The organism is Ensifer aridi (assembly GCF_002078505.1).
GTDB lineage: Bacteria > Pseudomonadota > Alphaproteobacteria > Rhizobiales > Rhizobiaceae > Sinorhizobium > Sinorhizobium aridi.
Genome location: NZ_LUAV01000012.1, coordinates 206,863 through 223,821, shown reverse-complemented (window position 1 = coordinate 223,821; position 16,959 = coordinate 206,863). Strand labels below are relative to the sequence as shown.

The 16,959-nt window shown below is 63.0% G+C and carries 12 protein-coding genes; 3 read left to right on the top strand and 9 right to left on the bottom strand.

All coding sequences use genetic code 11. The annotated features are described in order from the left end of the window. The gene (locus AYK65_RS11150; protein WP_026617879.1) at positions 1-861 is read right to left on the bottom strand and encodes a LysR family transcriptional regulator; all 861 of its coding nucleotides are present in this window, start codon (positions 859-861) and stop codon (positions 1-3) included. Positions 862-987: 126 nt separating this feature from the next. On the opposite strand from AYK65_RS11150, the gene AYK65_RS11145 reads away from it, so the two are divergent. Genes AYK65_RS11145 through AYK65_RS11135 form a run of 3 tightly spaced genes read left to right on the top strand, consistent with a single transcriptional unit; the run spans position 988 to position 7,447 of the window. Beyond that, positions 988-3,435, top strand: coding sequence for a GcvT family protein (locus AYK65_RS11145; RefSeq protein WP_081158353.1), 2,448 nt, complete (start codon positions 988-990; stop codon positions 3,433-3,435). Next, on the top strand, positions 3,432-5,879 hold the full coding sequence (locus AYK65_RS11140; RefSeq protein ID WP_081158352.1) for a GcvT family protein: 2,448 nt from the start codon (positions 3,432-3,434) through the stop codon (positions 5,877-5,879). Before AYK65_RS11145 ends, AYK65_RS11140 begins: the two co-directional genes overlap by 4 nt. Before the next feature lie 23 nt (positions 5,880-5,902). Next, on the top strand, positions 5,903-7,447 hold the full coding sequence (locus AYK65_RS11135) for a trimethylamine methyltransferase family protein (RefSeq protein ID WP_026617876.1): 1,545 nt from the start codon (positions 5,903-5,905) through the stop codon (positions 7,445-7,447). A gap of 216 nt (positions 7,448-7,663) precedes the next feature. On the opposite strand, the gene AYK65_RS11130 is transcribed toward AYK65_RS11135, so the two are convergent. From AYK65_RS11130 to AYK65_RS11095, 8 genes are all read right to left on the bottom strand, one after another. Beyond that, entirely contained in the window at positions 7,664-8,185 is a 522-nt protein-coding gene (locus tag AYK65_RS11130; protein ID WP_026617875.1) for a hypothetical protein, read from the bottom strand. Positions 8,186-8,299: 114 nt separating this feature from the next. After that, complete coding sequence (locus AYK65_RS11125) at positions 8,300-9,430, bottom strand: ABC transporter substrate-binding protein (protein ID WP_081158351.1); 1,131 nt, start codon at positions 9,428-9,430, stop codon at positions 8,300-8,302. Between the two features lies 1 nt (position 9,431). Continuing rightward, positions 9,432-10,184, bottom strand: a complete 753-nt coding sequence (fhuF, locus tag AYK65_RS11120; RefSeq protein ID WP_172401990.1) for a siderophore-iron reductase FhuF — start codon at positions 10,182-10,184, stop codon at positions 9,432-9,434. Positions 10,185-10,188: 4 nt separating this feature from the next. Beyond that, a complete protein-coding gene (locus AYK65_RS11115) occupies positions 10,189-12,345 on the bottom strand; it encodes a TonB-dependent siderophore receptor (RefSeq protein WP_081158350.1) in 2,157 nt (718 codons plus the stop codon). Between the two features lie 287 nt (positions 12,346-12,632). Then, entirely contained in the window at positions 12,633-14,060 is a 1,428-nt protein-coding gene (locus AYK65_RS11110; protein WP_081158349.1) for a gamma-aminobutyraldehyde dehydrogenase, read from the bottom strand. 25 nt (positions 14,061-14,085) lie between these two features. After that, the gene (locus AYK65_RS11105; RefSeq protein ID WP_046118822.1) at positions 14,086-14,901 is read right to left on the bottom strand and encodes an ABC transporter permease; all 816 of its coding nucleotides are present in this window, start codon (positions 14,899-14,901) and stop codon (positions 14,086-14,088) included. Further along, entirely contained in the window at positions 14,891-15,841 is a 951-nt protein-coding gene (locus AYK65_RS11100; RefSeq protein WP_081158348.1) for an ABC transporter permease, read from the bottom strand. Before AYK65_RS11100 ends, AYK65_RS11105 begins: the two co-directional genes overlap by 11 nt. Further along, a complete protein-coding gene (locus AYK65_RS11095) occupies positions 15,838-16,836 on the bottom strand; it encodes an ABC transporter ATP-binding protein (protein WP_026617868.1) in 999 nt (332 codons plus the stop codon). The genes AYK65_RS11100 and AYK65_RS11095 overlap by 4 nt, the downstream gene beginning before the upstream one ends. Positions 16,837-16,959: the final 123 nt, after the last annotated feature.

Sequence of the window (16,959 nt, the reverse complement as noted above, 5' to 3'; positions counted from 1 at the left end):
TTACGGCGCCGCCACATCGGCGAGCAAACCCTCCATCGCACCTATAATCTTGCGGTGCTGGTGGGCATGACGGGTGCGAAGGCTCGTTGCAGCGTAGACGGCCTGCGGAATGACCGGCGCGTCGGCAATCATGGCTGCGACTCCGCTTCCGGAGAGGTGTTCGGCGGTGGCCCTTGTCACATAGGCCGCGCCGCCGAGCGTGCGCAGCAGGCCCGAGATGGCCATATTCTGGCCGGCAGCGAGCGAAGCGGCTGAAAGATGCGGTAGCGCCAGCCGGTGGGCGCGGTCGAAGGCGGGCGAATAGCTCGAACGGATGTAGGTTTCAGGCTTCACGCCGGCAATGGCGCGAGTATCGGTGCTGACCAGGACGTAATGCAGTTCGCCGATGCGTTCATAATGAAGATCGGGCAGGAAATGAGGTGTATAGAGGATCGCGAGGTCGAGCTCTCCGGCGGCAAGGTCGCGGTTCATCTGGTTCGAATAATCCGCTTCCAAATAGATCTCCGTGGTCGGCAGTTCGCGGCGGATTGCTGCCACCCAGCGGCCGGCCAGGGTTTCCGCCAGATCATGCTGGATGCCGAGCCGCATAGAACGCTCCAGGGCGCCGGCGCTCGTCACTGCGCGGGTCGCCTCATGCCACTGATTCTGCATTGCTTTCGCGTAATCGAGAAAGCGCAGGCCGGCGGCCGTAGGGACGGTCCCGCCCTTGTTTCGGGTGAAGAGCTTGCGGTTGAACTGCGCCTCGAGCGCCTTCACGCGATGGGAGACGGTCGATTGCGTGATGTTCAGCCGCTCGGCGGTGCGGTTGAAACTGCGCGTCTCCATCAGGTCCAGAAAGGTCTCGATAAGGTCGGCTTGCATGTTCGTGGCGTTCCTTGTCTCCCGCAGGAACCAATCTAATCGAATTCTTCGATCAATAAAGGCTGATCTACGTGCTTGATGGCACTCCGCTCCTCGTCAAATATCGCGACAAAGAGGGAGCAGCGCATGTCGAATTTGCCGTCTCACGCACGCGTCGTGATCATCGGCGGGGGAGCCGTAGGGGCCTCCTCGCTCTACCATCTTGCCAAGGCCGGCTGGACCGATTGCGTGCTTCTCGAGAAGAACGAGCTCACCGCTGGCTCGACCTGGCATGCGGCCGGCAACGTGCCGACCTTCTCCTCGTCCTGGTCGATCATGAACATGCAGCGCTATTCGGCCTCGCTCTACCGTGAGCTTGGGCAGCGCGTCGACTATCCGATGAACTATCATGTGACGGGATCGATCCGCCTCGGCCATTCCAAGGAGCGGCTGCAGGAATTCAAGCGCGTCGTTGGCATGGGCCGCTACCAGGGTATGGAGCTCGATGTCCTGACGCCCGACCAGATGCGCGGCCGCTATCCCTTTCTTGAGACGCATGATCTGACCGGCGCGCTCTACGATCCCTATGACGGTGACATCGACCCGGCCCAGCTGACCCAGGCGCTTGCGAAAGGCGCCCGCGACCTGGGTGCGAAGATTGTCCGCTTCTGCCCCGTCACGGGCGCGCGGCGTGAGAAGGACGAATGGGTGATCACCACGCCGCAGGGCGAAATCCGCTGCGAGTATGTGGTGAATGCCGCCGGATATTATGCCCGCGAAGTTGGCAAGATGTTCGGCCGCAACGTGCCGATGATGGTGATGAGCCATCAATATATTCTCTTCGACGAGATCCCCGAGCTTGCGGCCTGGTCGAAGGAAGTGGGCCACAAGCTGCCGCTCCTACGCGATGTCGACTCCTCCTATTATCTCCGGCAGGAAAAATACGGCATGAACCTCGGACCTTACGAGCGGAATTGCCGCGCCCATTGGGTGACGCCTGACGACCCGATTCCGGAGGATTTTTCCTTCCAGCTCTTCCCAGACGATGTCGAACGTTTGGAATGGTACCTGAACGACGCGGTCGAGCGCGTGCCGATCCTCGGCACCGCGGGCCTCTCGCGGGTCATCAACGGGCCGATCCCCTATGCACCGGATGGTAACCCGCTGATCGGGCCGATGCCGGGCGTGCCGAACGCCTTCGAGGCCTGCGTCTTCACCTTTGGCATCTGCCAGGCCGGTGGGGCGGGCAAGGTGCTTGCCGAGTGGGTGACCGAGGGCCAGACGGAATGGGACATGTGGTCCTGCGATCCGCGGCGCTACACCGACTATACCGACCAGGACTATTGCATCGCCAAGGGAATGGAAGTCTACGGCCATGAATATGCGATGCATTTCCCGAAGCACTATTGGCCGGCCGCGCGCAAGAAGAAGCTTTCGCCGATCCACGACCGTATCGCCGCGCTCGGGGCGCAGTTCAAGCCCTATAACGGTTGGGAGCGCGCCATGTGGTATGCGAAGCCCGGCGACGACACATCCGAAGAGGCGACGCAGACCTGGGGACGGGAAGGGCCTTGGGCGAAGCGCATCGAGGAGGAGTGCCTGGCGGTGCGCGATGCCGCCGGCATCCTCGACCTGCCAGGCTTCTCACGCTTCCGGCTGAAAGGCGAGGGCGCGCGCGAATGGCTCTCCAGCCTCATCACCGGGCGCGTACCGAAGCCCGGGCGCATCGGCCTTGCCTATTTCGCCGACGACAAGGGCCGTATCGTCACGGAAATGTCGGTGATGACGATCGAGGACGACTTTTTCTTCCTGATCACCGCGGCTGCGGCGCAATGGCATGATTTGGAGTGGCTGCAGAAGCACCGCCCGGCCGATGCCGCCTTCACACTCGACGACGTGACCGCGAATTTTGCCTGCCAAATCCTGACCGGGCCGAAGTCGCGCGCGATCCTCGCGGAAGTGGCGGAGGCCGATCTTTCCACACCTTGGCTGACACATCAGACGGCTGAGATCGCCGGACGCTATTGCCAGCTCGTGCGGGTCTCTTTTGCCGGTGAGCTCGGCTGGGAAATCCACACGAAGGTGGGTGATACCGCCGCTATATTCGATGCAGTTTGGGAAGCCGGACAAAAACACGGCTTGAAGCCTTTCGGCATGGAAGCGCTCGACAGCCTACGCATCGAGAAGGGCTATCGGGCCTGGAAGGGCGATCTGTCGACCGACTACACGGTGCTTCAGGGTGGGCTCGAGCGCTTCGTCGACTGGTCGAAGCCGAGCTTCAAGGGCAAGGCGGCGCTGGAGCGCGAGAAGCAGCAGGGAGTCGCCAAGCGTTTCGTGACACTCACGGTCGAGGCCGGCGAATGCGATGCGCCCTATATGTCGACGCTCTGGTCGGGCGGCGAGGTCGTCGGCGAGACGACCTCCGGCAACTGGGGCTATCGCGTCGGCAAGTCGATCGCGCTTGGAATGCTGCGGGCCGACCTCGCTGTACCCGGCCGGGAGATCGAGGTCGAGATTTTCGGCGATCGCTTCAAGGCAACCGTCCAGCTGGACCAGCCGCTCTGGGATCCCTCCAACGAAAGATTGAAGGCATGACGAAGCCCATCCCTAAAAAGGCGCGCGTGGTCATCATCGGCGGCGGCGTGTCCGGCTGCTCGGTCGCCTATCATCTGTCGAAACTCGGCTGGACCGATGTCGTGTTGCTGGAACGGAAGCAACTCACCTGCGGCACGACCTGGCATGCGGCCGGGCTGATCGGCCAGCTCCGCGCCTCGCAGAACATGACCCGTCTCGCGAAATATTCGGCCGACCTTTACGTGAAACTCGAGGCCGAGACGGGCATTGCGACGGGCATGCGCCAGAACGGCTCGATCACGGTGGCGCTTACGGAAGAGCGCAGGGAAGAGATCTACCGGCAGGCCTCGCTGGCGCGCGCCTTCGATGTCGATGTTCGCGAGATCACTCCGAGTGAGGTCAAGGAGCTCTACCCCCACCTCAACGTCTCTGACGTCAAGGCGGCGGTGCATCTGCCACTCGACGGCCAGTGCGATCCGGCCAATATCGCCATGGCGCTTGCCAAGGGTGCGCGGCAGAACGGCGCGACAATCATTGAAGGGGTGAAGGTCACGTCGGTCCTGCAGAAGGAAGGCCGCGTCGCCGGCGTCACCTGCGAGCAGAACGGCGAGAGCTTCACGGTCGAGACGGAAAACGTCGTCAATTGCGCCGGCATGTGGGGCAGAGAACTTGCCCGCCAATCCGGCGTAACCGTGCCGCTGCACGCCTGCGAGCATTTCTACATCGTAACCGAGGCGATCCCGGGCTTGAGCCGCCTGCCGGTGCTGCGCGTGCCGGACGAGTGCACCTATTACAAGGAAGATGCCGGCAAGATGCTCATCGGCGCCTTCGAGCTCAAGGCCAAGCCCTGGGGCATGGACGGCATCCGCGAGGACTTCTGCTTCGACCAGTTGCCGGAGGACTTCGACCATTTCGCACCGATCCTTGAAATGGCGGTCAGTCGCATGCCGATGCTGGAGACGGCCGGCATTCACACCTTCTTCAATGGGCCGGAAAGCTTCACGCCGGACGATCGCTACTATCTCGGCGAAGCGCCCGAGCTTAAAGGTTACTGGGTGGCGGCTGGTTACAACTCGATCGGCATCGTCTCCTCCGGCGGTGCCGGCATGGCACTGGCACAGTGGATGAACGACGGCGAACCGCCCTGCGATCTCTGGGAGGTCGATATCCGCCGCGCTCAGCCTTTCCAGAAGAACCGCGCCTATCTCAAGGAGCGTGTGTCGGAGACGCTTGGTCTTCTCTACGCCGATCATTTCCCCTATCGGCAGATGGCGACGGCCCGCGGGGTCCGCCGCTCGCCTATTCATGAACATCTGAAAGCCCGCGGCGCCGTTTTCGGCGAAGTCGCCGGCTGGGAGCGCGCCAACTGGTTTGCCAAGCAAGGCCAGGAACGCGAATACCGCTATTCCTGGAAGCGGCAGAACTGGTTCGAGAACCAGCGCGAGGAGCATCTTGCGGTTCGCGGTGGCGTTGGGCTTTTCGACATGACGTCCTTCGGCAAGATCCGCGTCGAAGGCCGCGATGCGCTCGCCTTCCTGCAGCGCCTCTGCGCCAACGAGATGAATGTCGAACCGGGTCGTATCGTCTACACCCAGATGCTGAACGCCCGCGGCGGCATCGAGAGCGACCTGACGGTCACGCGACTTTCGGAGACCGCCTTCTTCCTCGTCGTGCCGGGCGCGACGCTGCAGCGCGATCTTGCCTGGCTGCGCAAGCATCTCCGCGACGAGTTCGTGGTGATCACCGACGTGACCGCCGCGGAAAGCGTGCTCTGCGTCATGGGGCCGAAGGCGCGCGAACTGATGCAGAGGGTGAGCCCGAACGATTTCTCCAATGAGACGCATCCCTTCGGCACGGCGCGCGAGATCGAGATCGGCATGGGGCTCGCACGTGCCCATCGCGTCACCTATGTCGGCGAGCTCGGGTGGGAGCTTTACGTCTCCACCGACCAGGCCGCCCATGTCTTCGAGGTGCTGGAGGCCGCCGGACGGGACGTCGGCCTCAAGCTCTGCGGCCTTCACACGCTCGACAGTTGCCGCATCGAAAAGGCGTTCCGCCATTTCGGCCACGACATTACCGATGAGGATCACGTGCTGGAAGCCGGGCTCGGCTTTGCAGTTAAGCCGGAGAAGGGGGATTTCATCGGTCGCGAGGCGGTGTTTGCCAAGCGCCAGAAGGGCCTCACGCGTCGGCTGGTGCAGTTCCGGCTCACCGATCCGGAGCCGCTGCTCTTCCACAACGAAGCTATCGTGCGCGATGGTGAAATCGTCGGGACGATCACCTCCGGCAACTACGGCCATCACCTCGGCGGCGCGATCGGGCTCGGTTACGTGCCGTGCCAAGGGGAGAGCGAAGCCGACCTTCTGGCGTCGTATTACGAGATCGAAATCGCCGGAACGCGGGTTGAGGCCGAGGCTTCGCTGAAGGCGATGTACGACCCGAAGGCGGAACGGGTGCGGGCGTAGGCCGCATTTTTGGAGACATGACGATGGCTGACGAATGCGCAGTTGCGGTTTCGAGACGGTCCGGCGGACGGGCGGCGCGTGTCGCGCTTCGTTCCGCTCCGCTCGCCGAAAACATCCGGCCGGTTCGCCCCGGCCTTTCCGGCGGGCAGTACAGGCCGCTGACCGAGGCGGGCGTGAAACGCATCCACGAAGCGGCGCTCGATGCGCTGGAGCAGATCGGCCTCGCCAACGCGCCGAAGTCCGGCATCGAGATCATGACCGGCGCCGGCGCTATCCTCGGCGAAGACGGGCGCATCCGCTTTCCCCGCGCGCTGGTCGAGGACATGCTCGCCATCGCCGCGCGCGACATCACGCTTTACGCCCGTGATCCGAAACAGAATCTCGAACTCACCGGCACCCGCGTCTATTACGGCACTGCCGGCGCGGCAGTGCACGTCGTCGACGTCGAGAAGCGGGAATATCGCGAGTCGACGGCGAAGGACTTGCTCAATGCCGCGCAGCTCGTCCATCATCTCGATAATGTGCACTTCTTCCAGCGCGCGATGGTCTGCCGGGACATTCCCGACAATTTCCTGATGGACATCAATACGCTCTATGCGTGCTGCGCCGGCACCACCAAACATGTCGGCACCAGCTTTTCCGATCCGTCGCATGTCGAGGGCTGCTTCGATCTGATCCATATGATCGCCGGCGGAGAGGAGAAGTGGCGGGCGCGACCCTTCGTTTCCAATTCCAACTGCTTCGTCGTGCCGCCGATGAAATTCGCAGAGGAAAGTTGCATCACCATGGAGAAGTGCATCCGTGGCGGCATGCCGGTCCTGCTCCTTTCTGCCGGACAGGCGGGGGCGACCGCCCCGGCGCCGCTTGCGACCGCGATCGTCCAGGCGGTTGCCGAATGCCTGGCGGGTGTCGTCTATGTCAATGCGCTCGCGCCCGGCCATCCGGCCGTCTTCGGCACCTGGCCCTTCGTTTCGGATTTAAGAACCGGGGCAATGTCGGGCGGCTCGGGCGAGCAGGCACTGCTCACTGCCGGCTGCGCGCAGATGCACCAGTTCTATCGCCTGCCCGGCGGGGCTGCCGCCGGCATTGCCGATGCGAAGCTGCCGGACATGCAGGCCGGCTGGGAACAGGCGATCTCAAATGTCATGGCGGGGCTCTCGGGTCTCAACATGGTTTACGAGGCCGTCGGCATGCATGCCTCGCTTCTCGGCTTCTGCCTGGAATCGCTGGTGCTGGGCGACGACCTGCTTGGCCAGGTGCAGCGCTGCATCCGCGGCATCGAGGTGACGGAGGATTCGGTTTCGCTCGACACGATGCGCTCCGTCTGCCTGGACGGTCCCGGTCACTATCTCGGCCATCCGCAAACGCTTGGGCTCATGCAGACGGAATATATCTACCCGGTTGTCGCCGACCGGACGAGTCCAAAGGAATGGGTGGAAATAGGCCGACCGGATCTCGTCGTCCGTGCGATCGAGAGGAAGAACCGCATCCTCGCGGAGGCCGCTCCGTCCGTCATTGCGCCGGAGATCGACCGGGCAATCCGCGAGCGGTTCAGGATCTATTGTTGAGGCGTTCCTTTTTTTCCCCTCCCAACCCCTCCCACAAGGGGAGGGGCTCCTTTGCCGCACTTTTGTTCCAGCCGTTGTCAACTGTGGGATGTCGGATTGGGCTAAGCGCTGCGCGCTGAAAGCCCGTCCCCCGTGTTGGGAGAGGTTAGGGAGGGGCCATCCGTCCGTAGCGCAAGCCAGCTGCGAGGGGCGGGGATGTGCGAAGCGGTTGCAAACTCACCGACCAACCGCGCCCCTGACCTCGCTCACCCTGTAGCTCCACTTCGGGGCTGTTGGCGGTTCATCGAGCCTAAAAGGAAAGGTGAGAAACGTCTCGAACGGGCGGCTCTGGCCGCCGGGCACTCGTACGAGAATAAGAGCCGTGTCGTCGCCGATCCGTCTGCAGGTGCCTTGCGGGCAATCCTCAAGCGTGACGGTCAGGCGGAAATACTCGAGCGCCACCTCGGATGTGTTGGCGACGGTGCCGCGAACGCGGTAGCTGCGTCGTGACTGGTTAGGCTCGAAGCTCATGTTCTCGAGCAGGATATCGGAAGCTGCGAGACCGGCCGTGGGCGGGGTCGGAGCGGGCGCAGGAGCCTGTTCAGGGGTGCCTTCGCTCAGCCAGACCAGGAAGGCGGCTGTGAGCGCGAGGGCGACGGCGATCGACAGAACCGGCTCCAGCCAACTGCGAAATCGGCCGTAGCGCGCCGCAAGATATACGAGCGCCACGCCCAGAGGTAACGCAACCAGCCACAGCATCAAAGTCCTCCTGTCGGAGTCTTATATAGGGTGGTGAGCAACTGGCAATGGAGTGGCGCGGCCGCTTTCGGATGGAGGGCCTGCCTCGCATTTCCGGGCGCCAGCCGCAGCGGATCATTTCGATGCCTTCAGGCTGATCCAGTAGCTGCCCTCGAAGCGAACCGCAGCGAAGCGCCGGTTGATTTCCGCGAGCGTCACCGCTGGATCGATGTCGGGGAAAAGGTCCGGCCGCAGCCAGGTGGCGAAGGCCTCGGCCGCGACGATGTTGAGCGGAATGGCGTTGAAGAAATTCCAGAGGCCGTGCACCCGTCCATTGCGCACGGCTGCGATGCTTGCCATTACCGGCTTGTCGACAGCTTCCGCCAATGTCCGCTCCGCCTCTTCGGCCGCAACCCCTGGACCGATCGAGAAACCGCTATATTTGCCGCCGGGCGACGAGGTGGCGATGTAGACATCGGGGTTTTCGGCCATCACCGCTTCCGCATTCATCATGCCGCCGGGACGCGGCAATTTGCCTTCGGCGATGTTGCGGCCGCCGGCGACGCCGATGAATTCGCCGAGGCCGCCGATGCCATAGGCCCAGCAGCAGCGATCCGCCGCCGGGAAGGCCTCCATGAGCACCTTCGGGCCTGGCTCGGGGCGCTCGGCGACGCGGTCGCGAATACGGGCGAGGCGCTCTTCGTAGAAGCGGGCGAAATCCTCCGCCTGCGCTTCTCTTTCGAAGATCCTGCCGAGGAGGCGCATGTTGTCGGGTGTGTTCTTCAGCGGCTCGTTGTTGAAATCGACGACGACGACCGGAACGCCGGTGCTTTCGAGGTATTCGATAGCGCGCTGGCCGGCCTCGGTGTCGGCCTGCCAATTGGCGAGAACCGCAAGGTCGGCTTTGAGCGTCAGGATCGTCTCGAAGGAGAGGCCGGGCCCGCTGCCGTCATCGATCAGCGGCACGTCGGCGAGCCTCGGGAACTTGCGCACGAAGCTTTCGTAGATTTCCGGATTGTCGTTCTTCATGTCGCCGGACCAACCGGCGAGCAGGCCGACTGGATCGGGATGGATGAGCGACAGCGCTACGAAGTTGAAACCGCTGCCCAGCAGCACCGCCTTTGGCCTCGCGGGGATCGTGACCTCTCGGCCGACCGCGTCGGTGACCGTCAGCGGCCATTGCGTCTCCGCTCGGGCGGTGAGCGAGATAAGGAGCGCGAGCAGAAGCGCGCCAGCGCGAACAAGCGTGAGGAGCAAGCGAAGCAAACTATTGGTTCCTTTGGCTGGGAAGGGCGCACAGGCTGCCGCAGCTCGGGACTCCCGGCAGGAGGTACCTGAGACAGCAGATCTTGCGCCGACAGACGCGCGTCCCGTCCGCCTCCTCTTCGTGCCGCAGACAATCGAAAAAGGGGTTGGGCGCGCCATTGGGCATTGCGCGACAGCCGACCATGGCGCCCGCCTGCTCATGCAAGGGTTCGGGTCCGGCCGTGCGAAGCGCGTAATCGATGTAAACGGCGGCATTGTTCCAGGCGAGCTTGGGCGATATGCCGCCGGTCGCCTTGAGATAGGGCACCACTCTGGAAAGGTGCTCCTCCATGAGCGGGCCGATCATCGCGAAAATCTCGCCCGCATCCCGCCATTCACCGGCTGTCGCGACTCCGAAAGCGCGGGGAAGCCCATCGGCGGAGAGGGCCACAGTCATGTCGTCGAAGACGACGGGGAGTTCCTGATGGTCCAGCACCCGAGCAACCACATAAGGAATGGTCAGAGCGGAGAAATAAAAGAGCGACCACATGGAGGCGACTGCGCGACGATCGCTGGCGCCGGACGTCTCGGCATAGAGCGAAAGCCCACGATCGAAGGCGCCTGAGGCGAAGAACTCGGGCAGCGGAATGCCGTCGGCAAGGTCCGCCGACAGCACCATCTTTTCGTTGCACCAGGCATGCGGGCCGGAAAAGGCGGCCGACAGGGGCGTCGGCCCGCCGGTTTCCACCATGTTTTCGCGCCCCGCCGTCGCCATGGCCTCACCAGTTGTAACGCAGCGAGCCGATTACGGTGCGGCCCTGGTCTCGGTAGCAGAAGCCGGCCGTGCAGACCGGCTCGCGCCGATCAAAGAGGTTCGTAGCGTTCACCTGCAGCCGCAGGCCATCATACTTCTTGTCCAAGGCGGCAAAGTCGTAGTGGACAGCAGAGTCGAAGAGAACGCGGGCGGAGTTGCGGAGGGTATTCTCGTCGTTGCCGTAGCTCGATCCCATGAAGCGAGCGCCTGCGCCGAACCCGAGTCCGGCGCCCGGGCCATCTTCCGGCAGAGTGTAATCGGCCCAAATCGATGCCATGTGGCGTGGAACCGAGGATACATAATTGCCAACCGTCCCTGCCGGCCCCTGGATAATCTTCATGTCGGTGTAGGCGTAAGAGGCGGTCAGCGAAAGACCGTTGTCGAGGCTTGTCGTGGCCTCGAGCTCGAAACCGCGGGAGCGCAGCTTGCCACGCTGAACCTGGATGTTCGCAGGTCCCGACGACAGGCTCACGACCTCGTAGTAGAGCCCGTTCTTCTGGTCGATATTGAAGAGGGCAGCCGAGATCAGCGTGTTGCTGTTCGGCAGAAGATATTTGAAGCCGATTTCCTCCTGAGTGCTTTCGGTCGGCTTGAAGGGCTGGTTCGTTTCCAGGTTGATGCCGGCATTCGGTGCAAAGGCCGTCGAGTAGCTGATATAGGGCGCAAGGCCGAAGTCGGTCTCATAGGTCAGGCCGATACGGCCGGAGAATTCCTTGTCTTTCTGAGAGACTGCGGTGACCGTATCGGTTAGGAGGTTTGTTGTGTCGGTGTCGGTCGAGACCCAATCGTAGCGACCGCCGACCGTCAGCGTCCAGGCGTCGTAGCGGATCTGGTCTTGCAGATAGGTGCCGACCTGCCACTGGTCTTGCACGACACGGGTTTGAAAATCTATCGCAGCCACCGGATCGCCACGATCGGGGTCATTCGTGTCGAGCGGCGGCGACACGCCGCGGCCATCAAGCGAGCGCCAACGCAGCTTGGTGAAATCGACGCCGGCCAGCAGCGTATGATCGAGGGCGCCGGTCTCGAAATTCGACTCGAGCTGGTTGTCGATCACGATGGCCGTCAATCGCTCATCGAACGTTCCTGCGCTGCGGTCGATCAATGTGGGATCGGCGGCGTTCGGAGCGTAGGCGAAGGCCCAATCGGCATCGATGTTGAGAGTCGAAACCCTAGCGTTCTGGCGGAACGTGAACGTATCGTTGAAACGATGCTCGAACTCGTAGCCGACTCGCCCTTGCGTCTGCACCGAGTCGTTGAAAGCGGGATTACCGGCAAAGAAGTCGGTGACCTTGCCCGTCGCGGTGTCGTAGTAATAGGCTGCCGTGCCGCCGGTCTTGGTGCGCGAATATTCACCGAGAATCGTGAGACTAGTGTCCTCGTCGGGCTTCCACGTGAAGGCAGGCGCGATATAGGCGCGGTCGTCGGGAACGCCGATCTGCTCGGTATCCGCGTCGCGGAGAAGGCCCGTCAGGCGGTAGTAGACGGGATCGGTTTCGTTCACGGGACCGGAGAAGTCGAACTGACCCTGGTAGCGCTCATGGCTGCCGTACTGGATCTGCACCTCGCGCAGCGTCTCTTCCGTCGGGCGTTTGCTGATCAGATTATAGAGACCCCCGGCGCCGCTTGCGCCATAGAGCGCCGAGGAGGGGCCACGCAGGATCGAGACACCCTCCAAACCATAAGGCTCGTTCTTGAAAAGCGAGGAGCCAGCGCCCGGCTGTCGGAGGTTGTCGCGGAACACGCCGGTATAGGTGACGTCGAAGCCGCGTACGAAGAACGCGTCGAAGCGCGGGTCGAAGCCATAGGCGCCGACGCGGGAGCCCGGCGTATAGGCCAGCGTCTCAAGCAGCGACTGCGGATTACGATCTTTCAATTGCTGTTCCGTCACCGATGAGATCGACTGCGGCGTCTCCAGAAACGGCGTATCGACCTTCGCACCGGTGGCGCTGCTGATGCCGACATAGCCTTCCGCGGTGATGACGCCGCCGCTGCCACCGCTGACGACCAGCGTTTCGAGAGTAGTGGAATCGCCGTTCGTGGCGGCCTGCTGATCCGCCTCCTGCGCGTGCGCGGTGGCGACGAAGGCGAGGGCCGATGTTGCTGCGAGGGCGGAGCGGATGTTAGGAGGAGGGACTTTCCGCGGGGCATGCTATGCAACTTTCTGACCGGTAAGCGAAATTTAATAGGTGAGCTATTCACTCATGATTTTAATGGGTGCAAGTTATTTTCATGACTTTTAGAGTCATGTTTCTGGATTTGTGGGAAACATGCAACAGCTTTGGGCGACGGCGGGGAGGCGAAAAGAAAAGCCCTCCGATCGCGTCTAACGATCGGAGGGCAAAGAAAGAATTCTCCCGGCGTGCGGGGAGCAGGCTGCGGCAGCGGGTGACGGCCGTCGCTCGATCGTCAGCCGTGGTTGATCATGATGTGCCGGACGGCGGTGTAATCCTCGAGCGCATAGACGGACATGTCCTTGCCATAGCCCGACTGTTTGACGCCGCCATGCGGCATCTCGTTGGTCAGCATGAAGTGGGTGTTGATCCAGGTGCAACCATATTGCAGACGCGAGGCCGCTTTCATCGCCTTGCTGATGTCCTTGGTCCAGACGGAAGAGGCGAGGCCGTAGTCGCTGTCGTTGGCCCAGGCGACGACATCGTCCTTCCCGGTGAAGCGGGTGACGGAGACGACCGGGCCGAAGACTTCGCGACGAACGATCTCGTCCTCCTGTGTCGCACCGGCGACGACCGTCGGCTGGAAGAAGAAACCGTGCTCGCTGCCGGTGCGGCCACCAGTGGTGATCTCGATGTGCTTCTGGTCCGATGCCCTCTCGACGAAGCTTGCGACACGGTCGCGCTGACGTTTGGAGATCAGCGGGCCGATCTCGTTTTCCGTGTCGTCCTCCAGATTGTAGCGGATCGTCGAGACGGCGGCGGTCAGGTCGGCGATGAGTTTGTCGTAGATGCCGGCTCCGGCATAGACACGGCAGGCGGCAGTGCAGTCCTGCCCGGCATTGTAGTAGCCGAAGGTGCGGATGCCGTTGACGACGGCTTCGAGATCGGCGTCGTCATAGACGATGACCGGCGCCTTGCCGCCGAGTTCGAGATGGGTGCGCTTCACCGTCTTGGCGGCGGCGGTGAGCACCTTCTTGCCGGTGGCGATATCGCCGGTGATCGAGACCATGGCGACCTTCGGATGGTTGATCAGCGTGTTGCCCACGGTCTCGCCGCGGCCGGCGATGACGTTGACAACGCCTTCAGGAAGGATATCGGCCAGGAGCCGTGCAAGCTTCAATGCCGTCAGTGGCGTCTGTTCGGAAGGCTTAAAGACGACGGTGTTGCCGCCGCCGATCGCCGGTGCGAGCTTCCAGGCCATCATCATCAAGGGATAGTTCCAGGGCGCGATGGAGCCGACGACGCCGATCGGATCGCGGCGGATCATCGAGGTGTGGCCCGGCAGATATTCGCCCGCCGTCGGCCCATGCAGGTTGCGCACCGCACCGGCAAAGAAGCGCCAGCAGTCGATGATCGCCGGCAATTCGTCGTTCTTCACGGCGTTGATCGGCTTACCGCAGTTCAGCGCTTCCAACGCGGCGAAGTCGTCGGCGTTCTTCTGGATCGCGTCGGCAATCTTCAACAGATAACCCGAGCGTTCCGCCGGTGTCGTCTGCGACCAGGTGATGAAGGCGCGCTCGGCGGCGTCAACGGCGGCGTCGATCTGCACATGCGAGGCCTCGGCGAGATCGACGATCTTGGCGCCCGTCCTCGGGTTCAGGATGTTCTCCTCCGCCTCGGTTCCGGTTTCGAAGCGCGATCCGATCAAGAGTTGGGTGTCCATGTCTGTTCTCCCTTCAATTGCGAAATCATTTGCCGGCGCCGGCGATCTGGTCGCCGTCGCGGGTGAGGTAATAGGCGCCGAGGATCGGCAGGAAGGTGACGATGACGACGACCATGGCGACGACATTGGTCACCGGGCGTTGGCGTGGGCGGATCAGCTCTTCGAGCATCCAGATCGGCAGCGTCGACTGCTGGCCGGCGGTGAAGGTCGTAACGATCACCTCGTCGAAGGAAAGAGCGAAGGCGAGCATGCCGCCGGCAAGCAGCGCCGTGCCGATATTCGGCAGGATTACGTAGCGGAAGGTCTGAAAGCCATCGGCGCCGAGGTCCATCGAAGCTTCGATCAGCGATCCGGAGATCCGGCGGAAGCGCGCGACCGCATTGTTGTAGACGACGACGATGCAAAAGGTCGCGTGGCCGAGCACGATCGTCCAGAAAGAGAACGGAATGTCCGCCATCGAGAAGGCGGAGCGCAGCGCGATGCCGGTGATGATGCCGGGCAGCGCAATTGGGAGTATGACGAGCAGCGAGACCGTCTCGCGACCGAAGAAGCGGGTCTGGCTGACCGCTGCGGCGCAAAGCGTGCCGAGGACGAGCGCGGCCGCGGTAGCGATTGCGGCGACCTTGACCGAGAGCGTCAGCGCCGCCCACACGTCTGGCCGGTCCCAGGCGACCGCGAACCATTGCGTCGTGAGTCCGGGTGGCGGGAACTGATAGCTCTTCTCCTCCGTCGTGAAGGCGTAGAGGAAGATCAACAGGATCGGCAGATGCATGAAGGCAAGGCCGACGGCGGCGGCGATCTTCAGGCCGAGAGGGGCGCGGTTCGCTTTCTCAGAGCGCATCGAATGCCCCCATGCGTTTGGCCATCCAGAGATAGGCGCCCATGATGACGATCGGCACGACCGTGAAGGCGGCGGCGAGCGGAATATTGCCCGCGGTGCCCTGCTGGGCATAGACGGCCTGGCCGATGAAGAGCCGCGACGAGCCGACGATCTGCGGGATGATGTAGTCGCCGAGCGTCAGCGAGAAGGTGAAGATCGAGCCGGCGACGATGCCCGGCAGCGCCAGCGGGAAGAGCACGTAGCGGAAGGTCTGAGCCGGCGTGCCGCCGAGGTCCGAGGAAGCCTCGATCAGGTTTTGGGGCACGCGTTCCAGTGCCGCCTGGATCGGCAGGATCATGAAGGGCATCCAGACATAGACGAATACGATGAAGGTGCCCGTGTAGCTGACCGAGAGCGAGTTGCCGCCGACGAGAGGGAGAGCGAGCCAGGCATCGAGCAGCCAGAGAAGGTTCAGCTTCTCAAAAAACCAGGTGAGAATGCCCTCCTTTGCGAGGATCAGCTTCCAGGCATAGACCTTGACGAGATAGCTCGACCAGAGCGGCAGCATGACCGCAAGATAGAACAACGCCTTCCACTTTCCGCGCGCGTAGCGGGCGGCGTAATAGGCGATCGGAAAGGCGATGACGGCGGAGACGAGCGTCACCAGCGCCGCCATGGTGACGGTACGCAGGATGATGTCGAGATTGGCGTCAGTCAGGAGCTGCCGGTAGGTGGCGAGCGTAAACTCGTAATTGATCAGCCCCGAGAATTCATCGATCGAGAAGAAACTCTGCAAGAGCAGTGCGAAGAGGGAACCGAGATAGACGAGGCCGAGCCAGAGCAGCGGCGGCCCGAGCAGGATGGCGAGGAGCACATGCGGGTGCCTCCAGAAGAAATCGGAAAGGCGGCCGGCGGTGCTGCGGCGCTCCGGAAGGATGATGCTTTCGGCAACGATGGTCATGCGTCCTCCATGGGATGGAGATCGCTCGGGGCGAAACTCAAGGTCACCGGGCTGCCGATCGGCGGAACGCCACGCGCCGCTGGGCTTGCCACGGCGATGCGGGCGCCCTCGACATCGATGACGACGCGGTTGGTCGCGCCGAGAAAACTCTGGGAAGCAACGGTGCCGGAGAGGCTAAGTGCGCCATCGCTCGGCGGCGCGATCGCGACCGCCTCCGGCCGGAGGCTTGCAAAGGACGCCTTCAGGCCCAGCTTCCGGCAGAGATCCGCCGAAAGCACGTTGGACGAGCCGACGAAATCGGCGACGAAGCGGGTCTTTGGCCGGTTATAGACTTCCTCCGGGCTGCCGAGCTGCTGAATGCGGCCTTCGTTGAAAACGGCGACGCGGTCGGCCATCGACAGCGCTTCGCCCTGATCGTGGGTGACGAAAACGAAGGTGATGCCGAGCGACCTCTGCAGGCTCTTCAGTTCCTCCTGCATCTGTTCGCGGAGCTTCAGATCGAGCGCGCCAAGCGGCTCGTCGAGAAGCAGCACCTTCGGCTTGTTGACGAGCGCGCGGGCAAGCGCCACGCGTTGTCGCTGGCCGCCCGAAAGCTGGCCTGGCCGGCGCGTGCCGTAGCCCGGCAGCTTGACCATGGCGAGCGCGTCCTCGGCGGCCTTGCGCCTTTCCTCCCGCCCGATCCCCTTGACCATCAGGCCGTAGGCGACGTTCTCCAGGATGGAGAGATGGGGGAAGAGCGCATAGTCCTGGAACACGGTGTTGACGCTGCGCCGGTAAGGCGGCACGCCCTCCGCGGTCTCGCCGAAGATCTCGATGTGACCCCCGGTCGGCTGTTCGAAGCCGGCCATCAGCCTGAGGCAGGTCGTCTTGCCCGAGCCGGAGGGGCCGAGCATTGCGAAGAACTCGCCCTCGGCGATCTTGAGATTCACGCGATCGACGGCGCGCACGGCGCCGAAATAGCGGGAAACATTGTCGAAGAGGACTGCGGTGGTCATGGGGATACTCCGAGATTCTAGCCCCTCATCCGCCTGCCGGCACCTTTCTCCCGCTTGGAGACTTGCGGCGGCTGCCTCACTCAAGCCTCACGGGATGCGGGAGCTTTGGCGGAGGCGTTCCCT

What these genes read in the sequence shown, in the direction of transcription:
- AYK65_RS11150 (WP_026617879.1), bottom strand. Translation starts at nt 861, where the DNA reads ATGCAAGCCGACCTTATCGAGACCTTTCTGGACCTGATGGAGACGCGC.
- AYK65_RS11135 (WP_026617876.1), top strand. Translation starts at nt 5,903, where the DNA reads ATGGCTGACGAATGCGCAGTTGCGGTTTCGAGACGGTCCGGCGGACGG.
- AYK65_RS11095 (WP_026617868.1), bottom strand. Translation starts at nt 16,836, where the DNA reads ATGACCACCGCAGTCCTCTTCGACAATGTTTCCCGCTATTTCGGCGCC.
- fhuF (WP_172401990.1), bottom strand. Translation starts at nt 10,184, where the DNA reads ATGGCGACGGCGGGGCGCGAAAACATGGTGGAAACCGGCGGGCCGACG.
- AYK65_RS11140 (WP_081158352.1), top strand. Translation starts at nt 3,432, where the DNA reads ATGACGAAGCCCATCCCTAAAAAGGCGCGCGTGGTCATCATCGGCGGC.
- AYK65_RS11110 (WP_081158349.1), bottom strand. Translation starts at nt 14,060, where the DNA reads ATGGACACCCAACTCTTGATCGGATCGCGCTTCGAAACCGGAACCGAG.
- AYK65_RS11145 (WP_081158353.1), top strand. Translation starts at nt 988, where the DNA reads ATGTCGAATTTGCCGTCTCACGCACGCGTCGTGATCATCGGCGGGGGA.
- AYK65_RS11130 (WP_026617875.1), bottom strand. Translation starts at nt 8,185, where the DNA reads ATGCTGTGGCTGGTTGCGTTACCTCTGGGCGTGGCGCTCGTATATCTT.
- AYK65_RS11105 (WP_046118822.1), bottom strand. Translation starts at nt 14,901, where the DNA reads ATGCGCTCTGAGAAAGCGAACCGCGCCCCTCTCGGCCTGAAGATCGCC.
- AYK65_RS11100 (WP_081158348.1), bottom strand. Translation starts at nt 15,841, where the DNA reads ATGACCATCGTTGCCGAAAGCATCATCCTTCCGGAGCGCCGCAGCACC.